The 15,087-nt window shown below is 65.9% G+C and carries 13 protein-coding genes and 2 pseudogenes; 6 read left to right on the top strand and 9 right to left on the bottom strand.

The annotated features are described in order from the left end of the window. Positions 1-6: 6 nt before the first annotated feature. From ACETMP_RS19445 to ACETMP_RS19470, 6 genes are all read right to left on the bottom strand, one after another. Entirely contained in the window at positions 7-201 is a 195-nt protein-coding gene (locus ACETMP_RS19445) for a hypothetical protein (RefSeq protein ID WP_025033571.1), read from the bottom strand. A 65-nt stretch (positions 202-266) separates the two neighbouring features. Continuing rightward, on the bottom strand, positions 267-1,148 hold the full coding sequence (locus ACETMP_RS19450; protein WP_028134130.1) for a 3-hydroxybutyryl-CoA dehydrogenase: 882 nt from the start codon (positions 1,146-1,148) through the stop codon (positions 267-269). A gap of 193 nt (positions 1,149-1,341) precedes the next feature. Next, positions 1,342-2,286, bottom strand: coding sequence for an electron transfer flavoprotein subunit alpha/FixB family protein (locus ACETMP_RS19455; protein WP_375157448.1), 945 nt, complete (start codon positions 2,284-2,286; stop codon positions 1,342-1,344). Further along, a complete protein-coding gene (locus ACETMP_RS19460; RefSeq protein WP_375157449.1) occupies positions 2,286-3,035 on the bottom strand; it encodes an electron transfer flavoprotein subunit beta/FixA family protein in 750 nt (249 codons plus the stop codon). Before ACETMP_RS19460 ends, ACETMP_RS19455 begins: the two co-directional genes overlap by 1 nt. A 126-nt stretch (positions 3,036-3,161) precedes the next feature. After that, positions 3,162-3,734 (bottom strand): cob(I)yrinic acid a,c-diamide adenosyltransferase, encoded by a 573-nt coding sequence (locus tag ACETMP_RS19465; protein WP_375157450.1) that lies wholly within the window; start codon positions 3,732-3,734, stop codon positions 3,162-3,164. Between the two features lies 1 nt (position 3,735). After that, positions 3,736-3,930, bottom strand: a complete 195-nt coding sequence (locus ACETMP_RS19470) for a twin transmembrane helix small protein (protein WP_028134126.1) — start codon at positions 3,928-3,930, stop codon at positions 3,736-3,738. Positions 3,931-4,174: 244 nt separating this feature from the next. Between ACETMP_RS19470 and ACETMP_RS19475 the strand changes: the two genes are divergently transcribed. Then, a complete protein-coding gene (locus ACETMP_RS19475; protein ID WP_028134125.1) occupies positions 4,175-5,068 on the top strand; it encodes a YihY/virulence factor BrkB family protein in 894 nt (297 codons plus the stop codon). Here ACETMP_RS19475 and ACETMP_RS19480 read toward each other — a convergent pair. Together ACETMP_RS19480 and gluQRS are read right to left on the bottom strand one after the other, a co-directional pair. Beyond that, complete coding sequence (locus ACETMP_RS19480) at positions 4,995-6,266, bottom strand: ATP-binding protein (protein WP_375157451.1); 1,272 nt, start codon at positions 6,264-6,266, stop codon at positions 4,995-4,997. The genes ACETMP_RS19475 and ACETMP_RS19480 overlap by 74 nt on opposite strands. 103 nt (positions 6,267-6,369) lie before the next feature. Continuing rightward, positions 6,370-7,242 (bottom strand): tRNA glutamyl-Q(34) synthetase GluQRS, encoded by an 873-nt coding sequence (gluQRS, locus tag ACETMP_RS19485; RefSeq protein WP_375157452.1) that lies wholly within the window; start codon positions 7,240-7,242, stop codon positions 6,370-6,372. A gap of 205 nt (positions 7,243-7,447) precedes the next feature. On the opposite strand from gluQRS, the gene ACETMP_RS19490 reads away from it, so the two are divergent. Next, a complete protein-coding gene (locus tag ACETMP_RS19490; RefSeq protein ID WP_375157453.1) occupies positions 7,448-8,101 on the top strand; it encodes a DNA-3-methyladenine glycosylase family protein in 654 nt (217 codons plus the stop codon). Positions 8,102-8,247: 146 nt separating this feature from the next. Here the strand turns inward: ACETMP_RS19490 and ACETMP_RS19495 are convergent. Continuing rightward, positions 8,248-9,136: pseudogene (locus ACETMP_RS19495) on the bottom strand (LysR family transcriptional regulator). Positions 9,137-9,315: 179 nt separating this feature from the next. Here ACETMP_RS19495 and ACETMP_RS19500 point away from each other — a divergent pair. The 4 genes and pseudogenes from ACETMP_RS19500 (at position 9,316) to ACETMP_RS19515 (ending at position 14,997) form a co-directional block, all read left to right on the top strand. Continuing rightward, positions 9,316-10,290 carry an NAD(P)H-dependent flavin oxidoreductase gene (locus ACETMP_RS19500; RefSeq protein ID WP_375157454.1) on the top strand — a complete coding sequence of 325 codons (975 nt, stop codon included), beginning with the start codon at positions 9,316-9,318 and terminating at the stop codon, positions 10,288-10,290. A 51-nt stretch (positions 10,291-10,341) separates the two neighbouring features. Continuing rightward, positions 10,342-11,526: an ABC transporter substrate-binding protein gene (locus ACETMP_RS19505; protein ID WP_375157455.1), complete on the top strand. Its 1,185-nt coding sequence runs from the start codon at positions 10,342-10,344 to the stop codon at positions 11,524-11,526. 23 nt (positions 11,527-11,549) lie between these two features. Then, a pseudogene (locus tag ACETMP_RS19510) lies at positions 11,550-13,092 on the top strand (acyl-CoA synthetase). A 141-nt stretch (positions 13,093-13,233) separates the two neighbouring features. After that, positions 13,234-14,997, top strand: coding sequence for a flavin-containing monooxygenase (locus tag ACETMP_RS19515; protein WP_375157456.1), 1,764 nt, complete (start codon positions 13,234-13,236; stop codon positions 14,995-14,997). The last annotated feature ends 90 nt before the right edge of the window (positions 14,998-15,087 follow it).

Consider the following 15,087-nt stretch of genomic DNA (forward strand, 5'->3'; position numbering starts at 1 on the left):
TTGGTGTCAGGCGGTGACGTTGAGATTGCCGCCGACGCCAGGGCCGACATTGGCGAGCGAGGGCTGGCCGGCGCCAAGCAGCGTCAGGACGGTGGATTTCTCCATATCCGCGTTCTGCTTGGTCAGCGTCGCCGCGATATTCGACTGCAGCGCGCCTTGCTGAGCGGCCAGCATGCTGCTGACCATAGCCATCATATCCATTACGCGAACCCTCGTACCGGTCGTAACCTAGGGGCGAGGGGTTAATGGGACATGAATTGTCGCAGTCAGCGCGTCGGCACCGGCTTGGCACCGCGGTAATCGTAGAAGCCGCGCTGGGTCTTGCGGCCGAGCCAGCCCGCCTCGACGTATTTCACCAGCAGCGGGCACGGGCGGTATTTGGAGTCGGCGAGGCCCTCGTGCAGCACCTGCATGATGGAGAGGCAGGTATCGAGCCCGATGAAATCGGCGAGCTCGAGCGGGCCCATCGGATGGTGCGCCCCGAGCTTCATCGCAGCATCGATTGCCTCGACGTTGCCGACGCCTTCATACAGCGTGTAGATCGCCTCGTTGATCATCGGCAACAGGATGCGGTTGACGATGAAGGCCGGAAAATCCTCGGAGACCGCGACCTGCTTGCCGAGCTTGGCGACGAATTCCTTGGACGCCTCGAAGGTCGCATCGTCGGTGGCGATGCCGCGGATCAATTCCACCAGCTCCATCAGCGGAACCGGATTCATGAAGTGAATGCCGATGAAGCGCTCGGGCCGGTCTGTGGCGGCGGCAAGCCGCGTGATCGAGATCGAGGACGTATCAGAGGCGACGATCGCCTCCGGCTTCAGCACCGCGCAGAGCTCGTGGAAGATCTTGCGCTTGACCTCTTCCTTCTCGACCGCGGTCTCGATCACGAGATCGCAATCGGCGAGGTCGTCGAGCTTTTCGGCCGGCGTGATGCGCGCCATCGCCTTGGCCTTGTCGTCCTCGGAAACCGCCTTCTTGGAGACCTGGCGCGCCAGATTGCCGTTGATGGTGGCCATGCCCGACTTGAGGCGGTCGGCCGAGATGTCGTTGAGCACCACGTCGAAGCCGGCGAGCGCCGCGACATGCGCGATGCCGTTGCCCATCTGACCCGCGCCGATCACGCCGACCTTCTTGATCACTGCCGCCATATTGTCATCCACCGGAACCGCGCGACGCGCGCGCCCTTGCCACTACCCCTTGAGCCGGGAGGTCCGATTTAATCAGAACCTTGGCTCGAAACCTAGATTGGATCGCGCCGAAGGCGTGCCCCACGCCAAGAAAACGGCTCAAAAAAGCAACACCGGCGGGAGTTTATACCTCCGGCCGGTGTTTTCGACGTCTTTACTTGCCGAGCTTGCCGAGTTCGGCCGTCAGCTCCGGAACCGCCTGGTAGAGATCGGCGACCAGGCCGTAATCGGCAACCTGGAAGATCGGCGCATCCTCGTCCTTGTTGATCGCAACGATCACCTTGGAGTCCTTCATGCCGGCCAGATGCTGGATGGCGCCGGAAATGCCGACGGCGACATAGAGCTCGGGCGCCACGACCTTGCCGGTCTGGCCGACCTGCCAGTCGTTCGGCGCATAGCCGGCATCGACCGCCGCGCGAGAAGCACCGACACCGGCCCCGAGCTTGTCAGCGAGCGGCTCGATGTACTTGGCAAAATTCTCGCGGCTCTGCATGGCGCGGCCGCCGGAGACGATGATCTTGGCCGAGGTCAGCTCGGGACGGTCGCTCTTGGCGACCTCCTCGCCGACGAAGGTCGACAGGCCGGGATCGGCCGCAGCCTGAACGGCCTCGACCGGCGCACTGCCGCCCTCGCCCGCAGCAGCGAAGGTCGAGGTCCGCACCGTGATGACCTTCTTGGCGTCCTTCGACTTCACCGTCTGGATGGCGTTGCCGGCATAGATCGGGCGCTCGAACGTGTCGGGCGCGACCACCTTGATGATCTCCGAGACCTGCATGACGTCGAGCAGCGCGGCGACGCGCGGCATCACGTTCTTGAAGCGCGAGGTCGCGGGCGCGACGATCGCGTCATAGCCGGACGCCAGCGAGACGATCAGCGCGGCCAGCGGCTCGGCAAGATCGTGCGCATAGAGGTCGCCGTCGGCGAGCCGCACCTTCTTCACGCCGGCGAGCCTGGCAGCGGCATCGGCCGCGGCCTTGGCGTTCTGGCCGGCGACGAGAACCTCGACATCCGCGCCGAGCGCGGCCGCCGCGGTCAGGGCCTTGTTGGTCGCATCCTTGAGCGACGCATTGTCGTGTTCGGCAATCAGAAGCGTCGTCATCAGAGCACCCCGGCTTCGTTCTTGAGTTTCGACACCAGCTCGGCGACGTCCTTGACCTTGACGCCAGCCTTGCGGCCCGCCGGCTCGGTCGTCTTGAGGACCTCGAGACGCGCGGCAATGTCGACGCCGTAATCGGCGACGGTCTTATCTGCGATGGGCTTCTTCTTCGCCTTCATGATGTTGGGCAGCGAGGCGTAGCGCGGCTCGTTGAGACGCAGATCCGTGGTGACGATCGCCGGTCCCTTCAGCTGCACGGTCTGCAATCCGCCGTCGACTTCGCGGGTCACCTTGAAGTCGGACCCTTCCACCTCGAGCTTGGAGGCGAACGTCGCCTGCGACCAGCCGAGCAGCGCAGCCAGCATCTGGCCGGTCTGGTTGGAATCGTCGTCGATCGCCTGCTTGCCCAGGATGATGAGACCCGGCTGCTCTTCTTCGGCGACCTTCTTCAGGATCTTGGCGACCGCGAGCGGCTCGACTGCGCCTTCCGCTTTCACCAGGATGCCGCGATCGGCGCCCATGGCAAGACCCGTGCGGATCGTCTCCGACGCCTGCGCCGGCCCGATGGAGACCACCACGACTTCGGTCGCCTTGCCGGCTTCCTTCAGGCGCAGCGCTTCCTCGACCGCGATTTCGTCGAACGGGTTCATCGACATCTTGACGTTGGCGAGTTCAACGCCCGATCCATCGCCCTTGACGCGGACCTTGACGTTGTAATCGACCACCCGCTTTACCGGCACTAAGACCTTCATCGATCCTCTTTCACTCAATTTGGGAGGGGGGTTATCAACTGGCGCGGAACCTAAAGGCCTGATCTGCCCCGGTCAACGCGCGAACGGGCCTAAATTTGGCCTCCTGAAATGCGGACGGCGCGATGGTCAACGGTTCTGGCCGGGAACCCAAAGCACGTCACCGGCGCCATTGCCGTTGGCGGTCCGGCTGGCCACGAACAGGAAGTCCGAGAGGCGATTCATATATTGGATGCCAGCTGCGCTGACCGGCTCGCCGGGCCGGGCCGCCAGTTCCACGATGACCCGTTCCGCCCTGCGGCATATCGTGCGCGCCACATGGAGATGGGCCGCAGCCGGCGTGCCGCCGGGAAGCACGAAGGAGGTGAGCGGGGCAAGCTTGTCGTTGAGCGCGTCGATGTCGCGCTCGAGCCGCTCGACCTGGCTCGCCACCACCCGCAGGCGCTCCGCCTTGCCTTCACGCTCGGGCACCGCGAGATCGGCACCGAGATCGAACAGATCGTTCTGGATGCGGCCGAGCATCGCGTCGAGCTCGGGCAGGTCTTGCGTATGGACCCTGACCACGCCGATCGCGGCGTTGGTCTCGTCGACGGTGCCATAGGCTTCGATGCGCAGATCGTATTTCGGACGGCGCTCGCCGGTTCCGAGCGCGGTCGTGCCGTCGTCGCCGGTCTTGGTGTAGATGCGGTTCAACGTGACCATGTCAGCGCCCCATCGCCCAGACCGCGAGCATCGCGATGATGATCGCCACGAACTGAAGCAGCACGCGCCAGCGCATCAGTTTCTGCGAGGTGTTGGGCGAGCCGCCGCGCATCATGTTGATGAGGCCGAGCAGCAGCACCAGAGCCACGGCGCCGGCCGCCGCCGGCAGGATGAAAGTCGTCAGGAGAGATGCCATCGGGGGTGATAACACCGTGCGCGCCGGTCCGCCATCTCCTCAGTTTCGTCATCCCGGGGCGATGCGCGGAGACCGCGGAGCGAGGCGCGGCGTATCGACCCCGGGATGACGGCGCGGCGCTTCGCGATCTGGCTTTTAAGCCGATAATGTCAGAAGCTGGCTGTATGATTTCCGATTTGCATCCGGCATCGACCGTCTCCCCCTCTCCCCGCCTGCGGGGTGCGGGAGCAGTACGGGGCATCCAGTGAAAGCCGTCCGCTACATTTACTGCGTCCTGGAGGATGCGTTCTACACGTTCCTGGCCGACGACGGCTGGGCGATCGCAAGCCACATCGCCCTGTCGACGCTGATGGCGCTGTTCCCGTTCCTGATCGTGCTGACCTCGCTGGCCGGCTTCTTCGGCTCCAAGGAGCTCGCCGACCAGGCCGCAAGCCTGATGCTCCAGGTCTGGCCCAAGCAGGTCGCCGATTCGATCTCGGGCGAGGTCCATGACGTGCTGACGACGACCCGGACCGGACTGCTCACCATCGGCGCGGCGCTGTCGGTCTATTTCGCCTCCAACGGTGTCGAGGCGCTGCGGGTCGCACTCAACCGTGCCTATGCGGTGGTCGAGATGCGGAGCTGGTACTGGCTCCGGCTGGAATCGATTGCCTATACGATCATCGCGGCCTTCACTGCCCTTGCCATGGCGTTCCTGATCGTGCTCGGCCCGCTCATCATCGAGGCGGCGCGGCGCCACATTCCCCTGTTCGTCGAATCCAACGAAAGCATTCTTACCTGGGTGCGCTACGGCATCTCCATCGGCGCGCTGGTGGTGGCGCTGCTCATCCTGCACGCCTGGCTGCCGGCGGGGCGCCGCAGTTTCCTCCAGATCCTGCCGGGCATCGTCTTCACCATCGTGGCATCGCTGATCTCGAGCATCGTGTTCGGACAATATCTGGCGCGCTTCGCCAACAATTACGTGACCATGTATGCCGGGCTTGCCTCGGTCATCATCGCGCTGGTGTTTCTGTACTTCATCGCCGCGATCTTCGTTTACGGCGGCGAGCTCAACGCCGCGATCATCAAGTCGCGGCTTCCTCACGGCGTGTCGCTTCAAGCAGCGCAGTCGCTAAAGCCCTCGGAGACACAGGCTTGACCAGGAAGGCGTCGGCGCCGGCTTCGCGCGAGGCCGCTTCGTCCTCGCCGCGGCCGGACACCCCGATGATCGGGATCTGAGCCAACGGCGCGTCCATGGTGCGGATGCGCCTGATGGCCTCGACGCCGTCGATGCCCGGCAGCACCATGTCCATCAGCACCGCATCGAACGCGCCTTGCGCCAGCCGGCCGACGGCGTCCTCGCCGCGCCCGATGAACTCGGCATGATGGCCGAGCTCGGTCAGGATGGTGTTGAGCACGACACGGCCGAACGGGTTGTCCTCGACGCTGAGGACGCGCAGCGCCGCGGCCGCATCTGTCCCGGCTTCGTCCTTCGCCTTGCTGGAATTGCCCGGTCCGGTGGCATCCAGCGATATCGTCAGGGTGAAGGTGGCGCCGCCACCGCGCCGCGGCGCGACGGTGATGTCGCCGCCCATCGCCCGCGCCAATTGCTTGACCGAGGATAGGCCAAGGCCAGCACCGCCGAAGCGTGAGGCGATGGTGACATTGGCCTGCGTGAACGGGCGGAACAGCCGCTTGATCTCGCCCATGGTGAGGCCGATGCCGCTGTCGGACACCGCGAAAGCAACGGCGACCCTGTCCTTGCCTTTGGCCTTGCCCTTCTGTTTGCCCAAGGTGGGAGCGACCGCGAGCGCCACGGCGCCCTGGTCCGTGAATTTGACGGCATTGTCGATCAGGTTCTCGAGTGCCGCGCGCAGGCGGACGGGATCGCCGACCACGAGGCCGGGAAGCTTGTCGGAGATCTCGACCTGGGCCTGGAGACCCTTGGCCGCGGCGCGCCCCGCAAGCGAATCGCCGGCGCTGCGGGCGAGCGTGCGCAGATCGAACAGGTCCTGCCGCAGCGTGCTGCCACCCTTCACGGCCCCCTTCCCGCTTCTGGCAGCATCCACGAACAGCGTGGCAAGGCTCGCCAGATGCTCGGCACCGGCCTTGATGGTGTCGGCCCAGCGCCGCTCCCGTTCGCCGAGATCGGAAGTCGCGAGCAGGTCGCTGATAGCCAGGATGCCGGTCAGGGGCGTGCGAACCTCATGTGCAAAGGCGGCGAGCGCCGCCTGGACCACATCAGGCGCGACCGTCCTGGTGCTGCGCTTGCGCACCTGCCCAGTCGCCCCGGACCGCTTCCGAGGCGGTCGCCTGGACGTCTTCGTGGTGCGCGCTGGGCGCTTCTTGGCCGCCATGAATCCCCTTCGAAGTATCCCCTTCGGACCGCCGGGCTGTTGCCGAGCATGCCACGGCGAAACACCCGGGTCACGGCGACGTTTCGCTAACCCCCAGAGAAACTTAACCTAATCCCACCAGCTGGCGGATGCCGGCAGGCGTGACGCCGGCCGCGCGCAAGGCGCGCAGACCGGTCGAGCGGCTCGATTTCGACAGCTTCCGCCCCTCGCCGTCGCAAATCAGCCGGTGATGGCGGTAGGCCGGTTCGCCCAGGCCAAGCAGCACCTGGAGCAGGCGATGGACGGACGTTGCGTGAAACAGATCCTGGCCGCGCACGATCTCGCTGACGCCCTGAAGCGCGTCGTCGACGACGACCGACAGATGGTAGCTGGTCGGAATCTCCTTGCGGGCCAGGATCACGTCGCCCCAGGCCTGCGGTCGCGCCGGGACCGTGCCGCGCTCGCCGTCGGGCCCCTCGCCCAGCTCGTTCCAGCTCAGACGGGCGGCACGGCGGCAGGCGGCCTGCATGTCGAGTCGAAGTGCATAGGGCGCGCCTGATGCGATCAAATGCGACCGCTCGTCAGCCGACAATAATCTGGCATCGCCAGGATAAAGCGGCGCGCCGTCTGGATCGCGCGGCCACGGTCCGTTGGCCTCGCGCACAGCAACGAGCTTTGCGATCTCTGCCCGGCTCTCGAAGGCGGGATAGACCAGGCCGAGCGCGGAGAGCCTTTCCAGCGCGGCGCGATAATCGGCAAGATGCTCGGACTGCCGGCGCACCGGCGTCTCCCAGTCGATCCCCAGCCAGGCAAGATCCTCGTAGATCGCCGCCTCATATTCCGGCCGACAACGCGTCGCGTCGATATCCTCGATCCGCAACAGCAGCCGCCCGCCCGTCTCCCGCGCGCGCTCGAAGTTGAGCAGCGCGGAAAAAGCGTGGCCGAGATGCAGGTGGCCGTTGGGGCTGGGGGCAAATCGGAAAACGGGTGGTGCCATCTGATAGATCTCGTCATGGCCGGGCTTAACCGCACGGCTGTCATTCCGGGGCGGTCAAGGACCGAACCCGGAATCTCGAGATTCCGGGTTCGATGTTCCGGGTCGCGCTTCATGCGACCCGTCGCCTCGCCCCGCAATGACGGAGTAAGATATTCAGTACCGGGTCAAGCCCGCGCAGGACGCCGGAGAGAGATTGCCGACCACCATGACCCTCCACCTCGAAACCCAATCCGATCTCGAAGAGGCCGTCCATGCGCTGATCAAGCGCGATCCGCGGCTGAAGCCGGTGCTCGAGATCGCGGGCATGCCGGCGCTGCGGCGGCGCGAGCCGGGCTTTGCGGGGCTTGCCCACATCGTCTGCGGACAGCAGCTCTCGACCGCGAGCGCCGCGGCGATCTGGGGTCGGCTGTCGGCGGCCTTCGATCCGTTCGACCACGACGCGGTGCGCCGCGCCCGCGCCGACCGGCTGGGGCGGCTCGGCCTCTCGGCTGCCAAGATCAAGACGCTGAAGCATCTGGCGCGCGAAATCGCCGCCGAGCGGCTGAACCTCGACGTGCTCGCGGAGGAAGATGCCGATGCCGCCCATCACACGTTGATCGCGCTGCCCGGCATCGGCCCCTGGACCGCCGACGTCTACCTGCTGTTCTGCCTCGGCCACGGCGATGCCTGGCCGGCCGGCGACCTCGCCGTGCAGGAGGGCATCAGGATCGGCCTCGGCCTCAAGACGCGGCCGACGGAAAAGCAGATGGCGCCGCTCGCCGAGCCCTGGCGGCCTCTGCGCGGCGCGGCGGCGCATCTGTGGTGGAGCTATTATCGCGCGGTGAAGAAGCGCGAGGGCGTGCTCGCGGGCCAAGCGTGATCATGACAGATGCGGTGTCCCGGACGCGGTGCGGCACGAAGTGACGCGCCGCAGGGCCGGGACCCATGAGCATCGCGAAGTGGATGCATGGGCCCCGGATCAGCAGCGCAACACTGCGTGCTGGGCTGCGTTCGGGGCACGAGACCCTAACCGCGCAGCCTCGCGCGGTCGGCCCGGGCGCATTCGGCGACGAAGTCTACCACGGCGCGCACCGCCGGAAAGCTCGACGAGGTCGGGATGGGCCAGCAGCCATAGATCCGCGACGCTGGCGAGCTTCTGCGGGGCGACGCGAACGAGATCGGAATAGGCTTCGGCGACGAAGCACGAGAGCGCGGAGATTCCGATCCCGGCGCGGACCGCCGCCAGCATGTCTCCCTGGGACGAGCAGCGCATCACCACCCTCGCCTGCCGCGTGACGACGTCGCTCCAGCGCGCGAGCTGCGCATTGGACGTCTGGTCGGCGAAGCCTATGACGCTGTGCTCCTTCCACTCGCCACGCCGTTCGGGCAAGGACCGGCCGGCGGCATAGTCACGCGAGGCATAGAATCCCGTACCGAGACGGCCGATCTTGCGGCCGACCAGGTTTTCCTCACCGCTGTCGAAGGGCCGCAGCACCACGTCCGCCTCGCGACGGCGCACGCTCGCCGGAAACGGATGGGTGATGATCTCGAGCTGGATATGATCGTGCGCACGCAGGAAGGCGGGCAGGCGCGGCATCAGCCAATGCGAGGCCAGCGTCGCGCCGATCGACAGCTTGACGATGCCCCGCGCCTTGTGTCCTCCCGCCGCGACCGCGGTCTCGGCCCGTAGCGCCGCGGCCGCCATTGCCTCGGCGTGCTCACGCAACGTCCGTCCATCCGCGGTCAGCGCCAGGCCATCGGCGGCGCGCGCCACCAATCGGGTGCCGAGCTGGGCTTCCAGCGCCGCGATCTTGCGGCTGACGGTGGGATGGCTGGTGTGCAGCCGGCGGGCGGCGGCGGTGAAGCTGCCGGTATCGGCCACCGCGACGAAGGTCTTGCAAAGGTCCCAGTCCATCGGACGCCCTGTTCACATCTGAATGACGATCCGTTCATTATTGAACGGCCGGAGCGCGCCGTCCAACCTTATAGTGGGATCAAATCCACGAACGCGGGCGGCCATCCGGCCGCGCGACAATCAACAGGGAAACGCCTCGTCATCCGCCCGCCGGCGGGGCCGCGTTTCAGGAGGACATGATGGCGCTGCCCACTCTCTTGAAGGATTCGCTCGAGCTACCCGTCGTCGGCTCACCCCTCTTCATCGTTTCCGGCCCGGAGCTGGTGATCGCCCAGTGCAAGGCGGGCGTGGTCGGCTCGTTTCCCGCGCTCAACGCCCGTCCGGTCGAGAAGCTCGACGAGTGGCTCAGCCGGATCGAGGACGAGCTCGGCGAATACAAATCGCGCAATCCCGGCAAGAAGGTCGCGCCCTACGCCGTCAACCAGATCTGCCATGCCTCCAACGACCGGCTGATGAAGGACATGGAGACCTGCGTCAAGCACAAGGCGCCCATCATCATCACCTCGCTGCGGCCGCCGGCCGAGATCGTCGAGGCCGCGCATTCCTATGGCGGCCTCGTGTTCCACGACGTCATCAACGTCAAGCACGCGCGCAAGGCCGCAGAGCAGGGCGTCGACGGCCTGATCCTGATCTGCGCCGGTGCCGGCGGACATGCCGGCACGCTGTCGCCCTTCGCGCTGGTGCGCGAGGTCAAGCAATGGTTCGGCGGCGCGATCCTGCTGTCGGGCGCGATCAGCGACGGCTTCGGCATCGCCTCGGCGCTGACGCTCGGCGCCGACCTCGCTTATATGGGCACGCGCTTCATCGCCACGCAGGAGGCCAACGCCGACGAAGCCTACAAGTCGGCGCTCACGCAACATGCCGCGCACGACATCGTCTACACCAACCTGTTCACCGGCGTGCACGGCAATTATCTCGGCCCTTCGATCGCCGCCGCCGGGCTCGATCCGGACAATCTCCCGGTCGCCGACAAGTCGAAGATGAATTTCGGCTCCGGCGGCAACATGAAGTCGAAGGCGTGGCGCGACATCTGGGGATCGGGCCAGGGCATCGGTCAGATCCTGGATGCCCCGCCGGTCGCCGAGCTCGTGGACCGGATGAAAGGAGAGTTCGACCAGGCCCGGCAGGATTTCCTGATGCGCGCGAGCGCCTGACGGCGCGGTCCGACGACGAGACTGGACTGACAACGACAACGGGAGGACACCATGAAGCTGGCAGCCGCACTGATCGGCCTATCCTTGCTGGCGCTCGCCACCGGCAGCGCCCATGCCGAAGGCAGCGATGAGATCCGGATCGGGCAGACCCTGCCCTACAGCGGTCCGGCGTCCGGCTTCGGCGCGATCGGACGGACGCAGGAGGCGTTCTTCGAGAAGGTGAATGCCGAAGGCGGCATCAACGGCCGCAAGATCAAGTTCATCACGCTCGATGACGCCTACTCGCCGCCGAAGACGGTGGAGCAGACCCGCAAGCTGGTGGAGCAGGACGAGGTGCTGATGATGTTCGGCTCGCTCGGCACCGCCACCAACAGCGCCGTGCAGCGCTACCTCAACGGCAAGAAGGTGCCGCAGCTGTTCGTGCTCTCGGGCGCGACGAAATGGGCCGATCCGCAGAAATATCCGTGGACCATGCCCGGCATGGCCGCCTACGAATCCGAGGGCGTGGTCTACGCCAAGCACGTGCTGCGGACCAAGCCCGGCGCGAAGATCGCCATCCTGTCCCAGAACGACGATTTCGGCCGCGACTACGTCGCCGGCTTCAAGCGAGCGCTCGGCGACAAGGCCGCTGGCATGATCGTCGCGGAGCAGACCTACGAGACCAGCGCGCCGACGATCAGCTCGCAGCTCTCGACCCTGAAGGCATCGGGCGCCGACGTGCTGTTCGGCGTCGTGCTCGGCAAGTTCACCTCGCAGATGATCAAGGGCGTGGCCGAGATCGGCTGGAAGCCCGATCTGTTCTTCGTGCCGACGTCAGCTTCGTCGATCTCGTTCCTGGAGCCGGCGGGGCTCGACAACGCCGTCGGCCTGATCTCGTCGAGCAACCAGAAGGACACGATGGATCCGCAATGGGCCAGCGATCCCGGCGTGAAGGAGTATTTCGCCTTCATGAAGCAATACATGCCGAACGCGGACCTCTCCAACTCCAACTACGGGGCCGGCTACCACTACGCGACGCTGCTCATGACCGTGCTGAAGGCCTGCAAGGGTGATTTCAGCCGCGACAATATCATGCGCCAGGCGGCCTCGTTGAAGGACGTGAAGCTGCCGCTGCTGCTGCCGGGCATCACCGTTTCGACCGGGCCAGACGACTATCTGCCATTCCAGCAGCTTCAGCTCCGGCGCTTCAACGGCAAGAGCTGGGTGGGCTTCGGCGACGTGCTGGACGATCGCTAGCTTCGAACGGAATAGGACAGACCATGATCATCAGCGGCGAACGCCGGATCGGCTATGACGAGATCCAGGCGCGCATCAGACGCGCGGCAAGCGGGTTTCGCGCGCTCGGTCTCGTCGAGGGCGCCCCGGTCGCCATGATGCTGCGCAACGACTTCGCGCTGTTCGAGGTGGTTGCGGCCTCGGCCGCGTTGGGCAGCCCGGTGGTGCCGATCAACTGGCATCTCAAGGCGGAGGAGGTCCGTTATATCCTGACCGATAGCGGCGCGAAGATCCTGGTCTGCCACGCCGACCTGCTGCCGCAGATTCTGCTCCGGCGTGCCGGAGGAGGTCGGTCTTCTCGTGGTCCGAACGCCGCCCGAACTCGCGGCGACGTTCGCCCTGCCCGCCGCGCTGACGGAAATCCCCTCGGGACTGATGGATTGGGACCACTGGCGCGACGGCCATCCGGAAACGCAGGAGCCGCCGCGCCGGGCCGCGGCGATGATCTACACGTCGGGGACCACGGGCATGCCGAAGGGTGTGCGGCGCATGCCGATGCAGCCGGAGCAGGCTGCCGCCTCCGAGCGGGTCGGCGCGATCGCCTACGGCATCAAGCCGCGCGAGGACCAGGTCGTGCTGATCAACGGGCCGATGTATCACTCGGCGCCGCATTCCTACGGCATGATGGCCTTCCGCAACGGCTGCACCATCGTGCTTCAGCCGCGCTTCGACGCCGAGGAACTGCTGGCGCTGATCGAGCGCCACCGTGTGACACATATCCACATGGTGCCGACCATGTTCGTCCGCCTGTTACGCCTGCCCGAAACGGTCAGGCAGCGCTACGACCTGTCGTCGCTGCGCTTCGTGGTGCACGGCGCCGCGCCCTGCCCGCCCGAGATCAAGCGGGCCATGATCGAATGGTGGGGACCGGTCATCAACGAATATTTTGGTTCGACCGAGACCGGCATCCCGGTCTGGCACTCGGCCGAGGAGGCGCTGAAGAAGCCCGGCACGGTCGGCCGCGCCATCGAGGGCGGCATCGTCAAGATCTTTCGCGACGACGGCAGCCGCTGCGGCGCTGGCGAGGTCGGCGAGATCTTCATGCGACAGACCGCGGTGCCCGACTTCGACTATCACGGCAAGGCGCAGGCCCGAGCGGAGGCGGGGCGCGACGGCCTCGTCAGCGTCGGCGACGTCGGCTATCTCGACGAGGACGGCTATCTGTTCCTGTGCGACCGCAAGCGCGACATGGTGATCTCGGGCGGCGTCAACATCTATCCCGCCGAGATCGAGAGCGTGATGATTGGAATGCCTGGTGTGCGCGATTGCGCCGTGTTCGGCATCCCCGACGCGGAATATGGCGAGCGACTGTGCGCCTGCATCGAGCCCGACACCGGCGCGCAGCTCTCCGCCGGTGCTGTGCAGGCCTTCCTGCGCGAGCGGCTGGCCAACTTCAAGGTGCCGAAGGAGATCAAGTTCCTGGATGCGCTGCCCCGCGAGGCGACCGGAAAGATCTTCAAGCGTAAGCTGCGCGATCCCTACTGGACCGACGGCAAGCCGGGTGGACCGCCTCCGGCAGCCCTCTAAGGTGGATTCAAGCGTCAGCGGCCTATTCCGTCCAGGCAGGGCGATATGCCGCCATTGCTCGGGTGACCGGCTGTCGGCGGTCTGCGAAAGCGTATAGCCTCGACCAGAGGAAACGCCGCGAAGACGGCCACGAGGTCGCGCATGCTGGACAGGACGAAGGATATTGCCGCATCCGCGCAGGGCTGGCTCGACGCGTTCGAGCGAACGCTGAGCGAGCCCGAGCCCGCCGCGCTGGACCATCTCTTCCTCGCCGACAGCTTCTGGCGCGACGTGCTGGCGCTGAGCTGGAACCTGCAGACGCTCGCCGGCCGCGACCCGATTGCCCAAGCGCTGGCCGTACTCGCGCCCAAGGCGGCACCAGCCAATTTCAAGATCGCGCCCCACCGCGCACCGCCGCGCTGGGTCACGCGCGCCGGCCGCAACTGCGTCGAGGTGATCTTCGATTTCGAAACCGCGATCGGGCGCGGCAGCGGCATCGTCCGGCTCGCACCCGACGGCACCGACGACGACGGTCTGAAAGCCTGGACGTTGCTGACTGCGCTCGATGAACTCAAGGGCTTCGAGGAGCAGCTCGGCACCTCGCGCCCGCGCGGCCAGGCCTATTCGCGCGATTTCCGCGGACCGAATTGGCTCGATTTGCGCAACGCCTCGCGCGATTATGCTGACCGTGATCCGGCCGTGCTGGTGGTCGGCGGGGGCCAGGCCGGACTTGCGATTGCAGCGCGGCTGAAGCAGTTGCAGGTCGACACGCTGATCGTCGATCGCGAGACGCGGATCGGCGACAATTGGCGCAAGCGCTATCATGCGCTGACGCTGCACAACCAGGTGCAGGTCAATCACCTGCCCTACATGCCATTTCCGCCGAGCTGGCCGACCTATATTCCCAAGGACAAGCTCGCCAACTGGTTCGAGGCTTACGTCGATGCGATGGAGCTGAACTTCTGGACCGGCACCGAATTCGAGGGCGGCGCCTATGACGAGGCGAAGGGACGCTGGACCGTCACGCTGCGCCGCGCCGACGGCAGCGAGCAGACCATGCATCCGCGCCACGTGATCATGGCGACGGGCGTCAGCGGCATCGCCAACATTCCGGAGATTCCGAGCCTCGCCAATTTCAAGGGGACGCTGCTGCATTCCAGCCGCTATGAGGACGGCGAGAGCTGGGCCGGCAAGCGCGCGATCGTCATCGGCACCGGCAACAGTGGTCACGACATCGCCCAGGATCTGTATTCCAGCGGCGCCGAGGTGACGCTGGTGCAGCGTTCGCCCACACTCGTCACCAATATCGAGCCCTCGGCGCAGCTCGCCTATGCGACCTACAATGAAGGCACGCTCGAGGACAACGACCTGATCGCGGCCTCGATGCCGACACCGCTCGCGAAGAAGACGCATGTCATGCTGACCGAGCAATCGAAGCAGCTCGACAAGGAGCTGCTCGACGGCCTTGCCCGCGTCGGCTTCAAGCTCGACTTCGGCGAGGCCGGCACCGGCTGGCAATTCAAATATCTCACCCGCGGCGGCGGCTATTATTTCAACGTCGGCTGCTCCAACCTGATCGTCGAGGGCAAGGTCAAGCTCAGGCAGTTCGACGACATCGAAAACTTCGTCAGGGAAGGTGCACGGATGAAGGACGGCTCCACCATTGCGGCCGATCTCATCGTGCTCGCCACCGGCTACAAGCCGCAGGAATATCTCGTTCGGAAGCTGTTCGGCGATGCCGTGGCCGACCGCGTCGGACCGATCTGGGGCTTTGGCGACGGCTTCGAGCTGCGCAACATGTATGCGCGCACCAGGCAGCCCGGGCTCTGGTTCATCGCCGGCAGCCTGGCGCAGTGCCGCATCAACTCGAAATATCTGGCGCTGCAGATCAAGGCGATCGAGGAAGGGATTTTGGGCGGGTCGTAACCACAATCGTCATTCCGGGGCGCGCGTCAGCGCGAACCCGGAATCCATGCAACTCCGGAACCCGCGGCCCGATGGATTCCGGGCTCACGA

Origin of the sequence: Bradyrhizobium dasycarpum (genome assembly GCF_042019905.1) — a bacterium.
GTDB lineage: Bacteria > Pseudomonadota > Alphaproteobacteria > Rhizobiales > Xanthobacteraceae > Bradyrhizobium > Bradyrhizobium japonicum_B.

What these genes read in the sequence shown, in the direction of transcription:
- ACETMP_RS19515 (WP_375157456.1), top strand. Translation starts at nt 13,234, where the DNA reads ATGCTGGACAGGACGAAGGATATTGCCGCATCCGCGCAGGGCTGGCTC.
- ACETMP_RS19445 (WP_025033571.1), bottom strand. Translation starts at nt 201, where the DNA reads ATGGATATGATGGCTATGGTCAGCAGCATGCTGGCCGCTCAGCAAGGC.
- ACETMP_RS19470 (WP_028134126.1), bottom strand. Translation starts at nt 3,930, where the DNA reads ATGGCATCTCTCCTGACGACTTTCATCCTGCCGGCGGCGGCCGGCGCC.
- ACETMP_RS19465 (WP_375157450.1), bottom strand. Translation starts at nt 3,734, where the DNA reads ATGGTCACGTTGAACCGCATCTACACCAAGACCGGCGACGACGGCACG.
- ACETMP_RS19490 (WP_375157453.1), top strand. Translation starts at nt 7,448, where the DNA reads ATGACCCTCCACCTCGAAACCCAATCCGATCTCGAAGAGGCCGTCCAT.
- ACETMP_RS19460 (WP_375157449.1), bottom strand. Translation starts at nt 3,035, where the DNA reads ATGAAGGTCTTAGTGCCGGTAAAGCGGGTGGTCGATTACAACGTCAAG.
- ACETMP_RS19505 (WP_375157455.1), top strand. Translation starts at nt 10,342, where the DNA reads ATGAAGCTGGCAGCCGCACTGATCGGCCTATCCTTGCTGGCGCTCGCC.
- gluQRS (WP_375157452.1), bottom strand. Translation starts at nt 7,242, where the DNA reads ATGGCACCACCCGTTTTCCGATTTGCCCCCAGCCCCAACGGCCACCTG.
- ACETMP_RS19455 (WP_375157448.1), bottom strand. Translation starts at nt 2,286, where the DNA reads ATGACGACGCTTCTGATTGCCGAACACGACAATGCGTCGCTCAAGGAT.
- ACETMP_RS19500 (WP_375157454.1), top strand. Translation starts at nt 9,316, where the DNA reads ATGGCGCTGCCCACTCTCTTGAAGGATTCGCTCGAGCTACCCGTCGTC.
- ACETMP_RS19450 (WP_028134130.1), bottom strand. Translation starts at nt 1,148, where the DNA reads ATGGCGGCAGTGATCAAGAAGGTCGGCGTGATCGGCGCGGGTCAGATG.
- ACETMP_RS19480 (WP_375157451.1), bottom strand. Translation starts at nt 6,266, where the DNA reads ATGGCGGCCAAGAAGCGCCCAGCGCGCACCACGAAGACGTCCAGGCGA.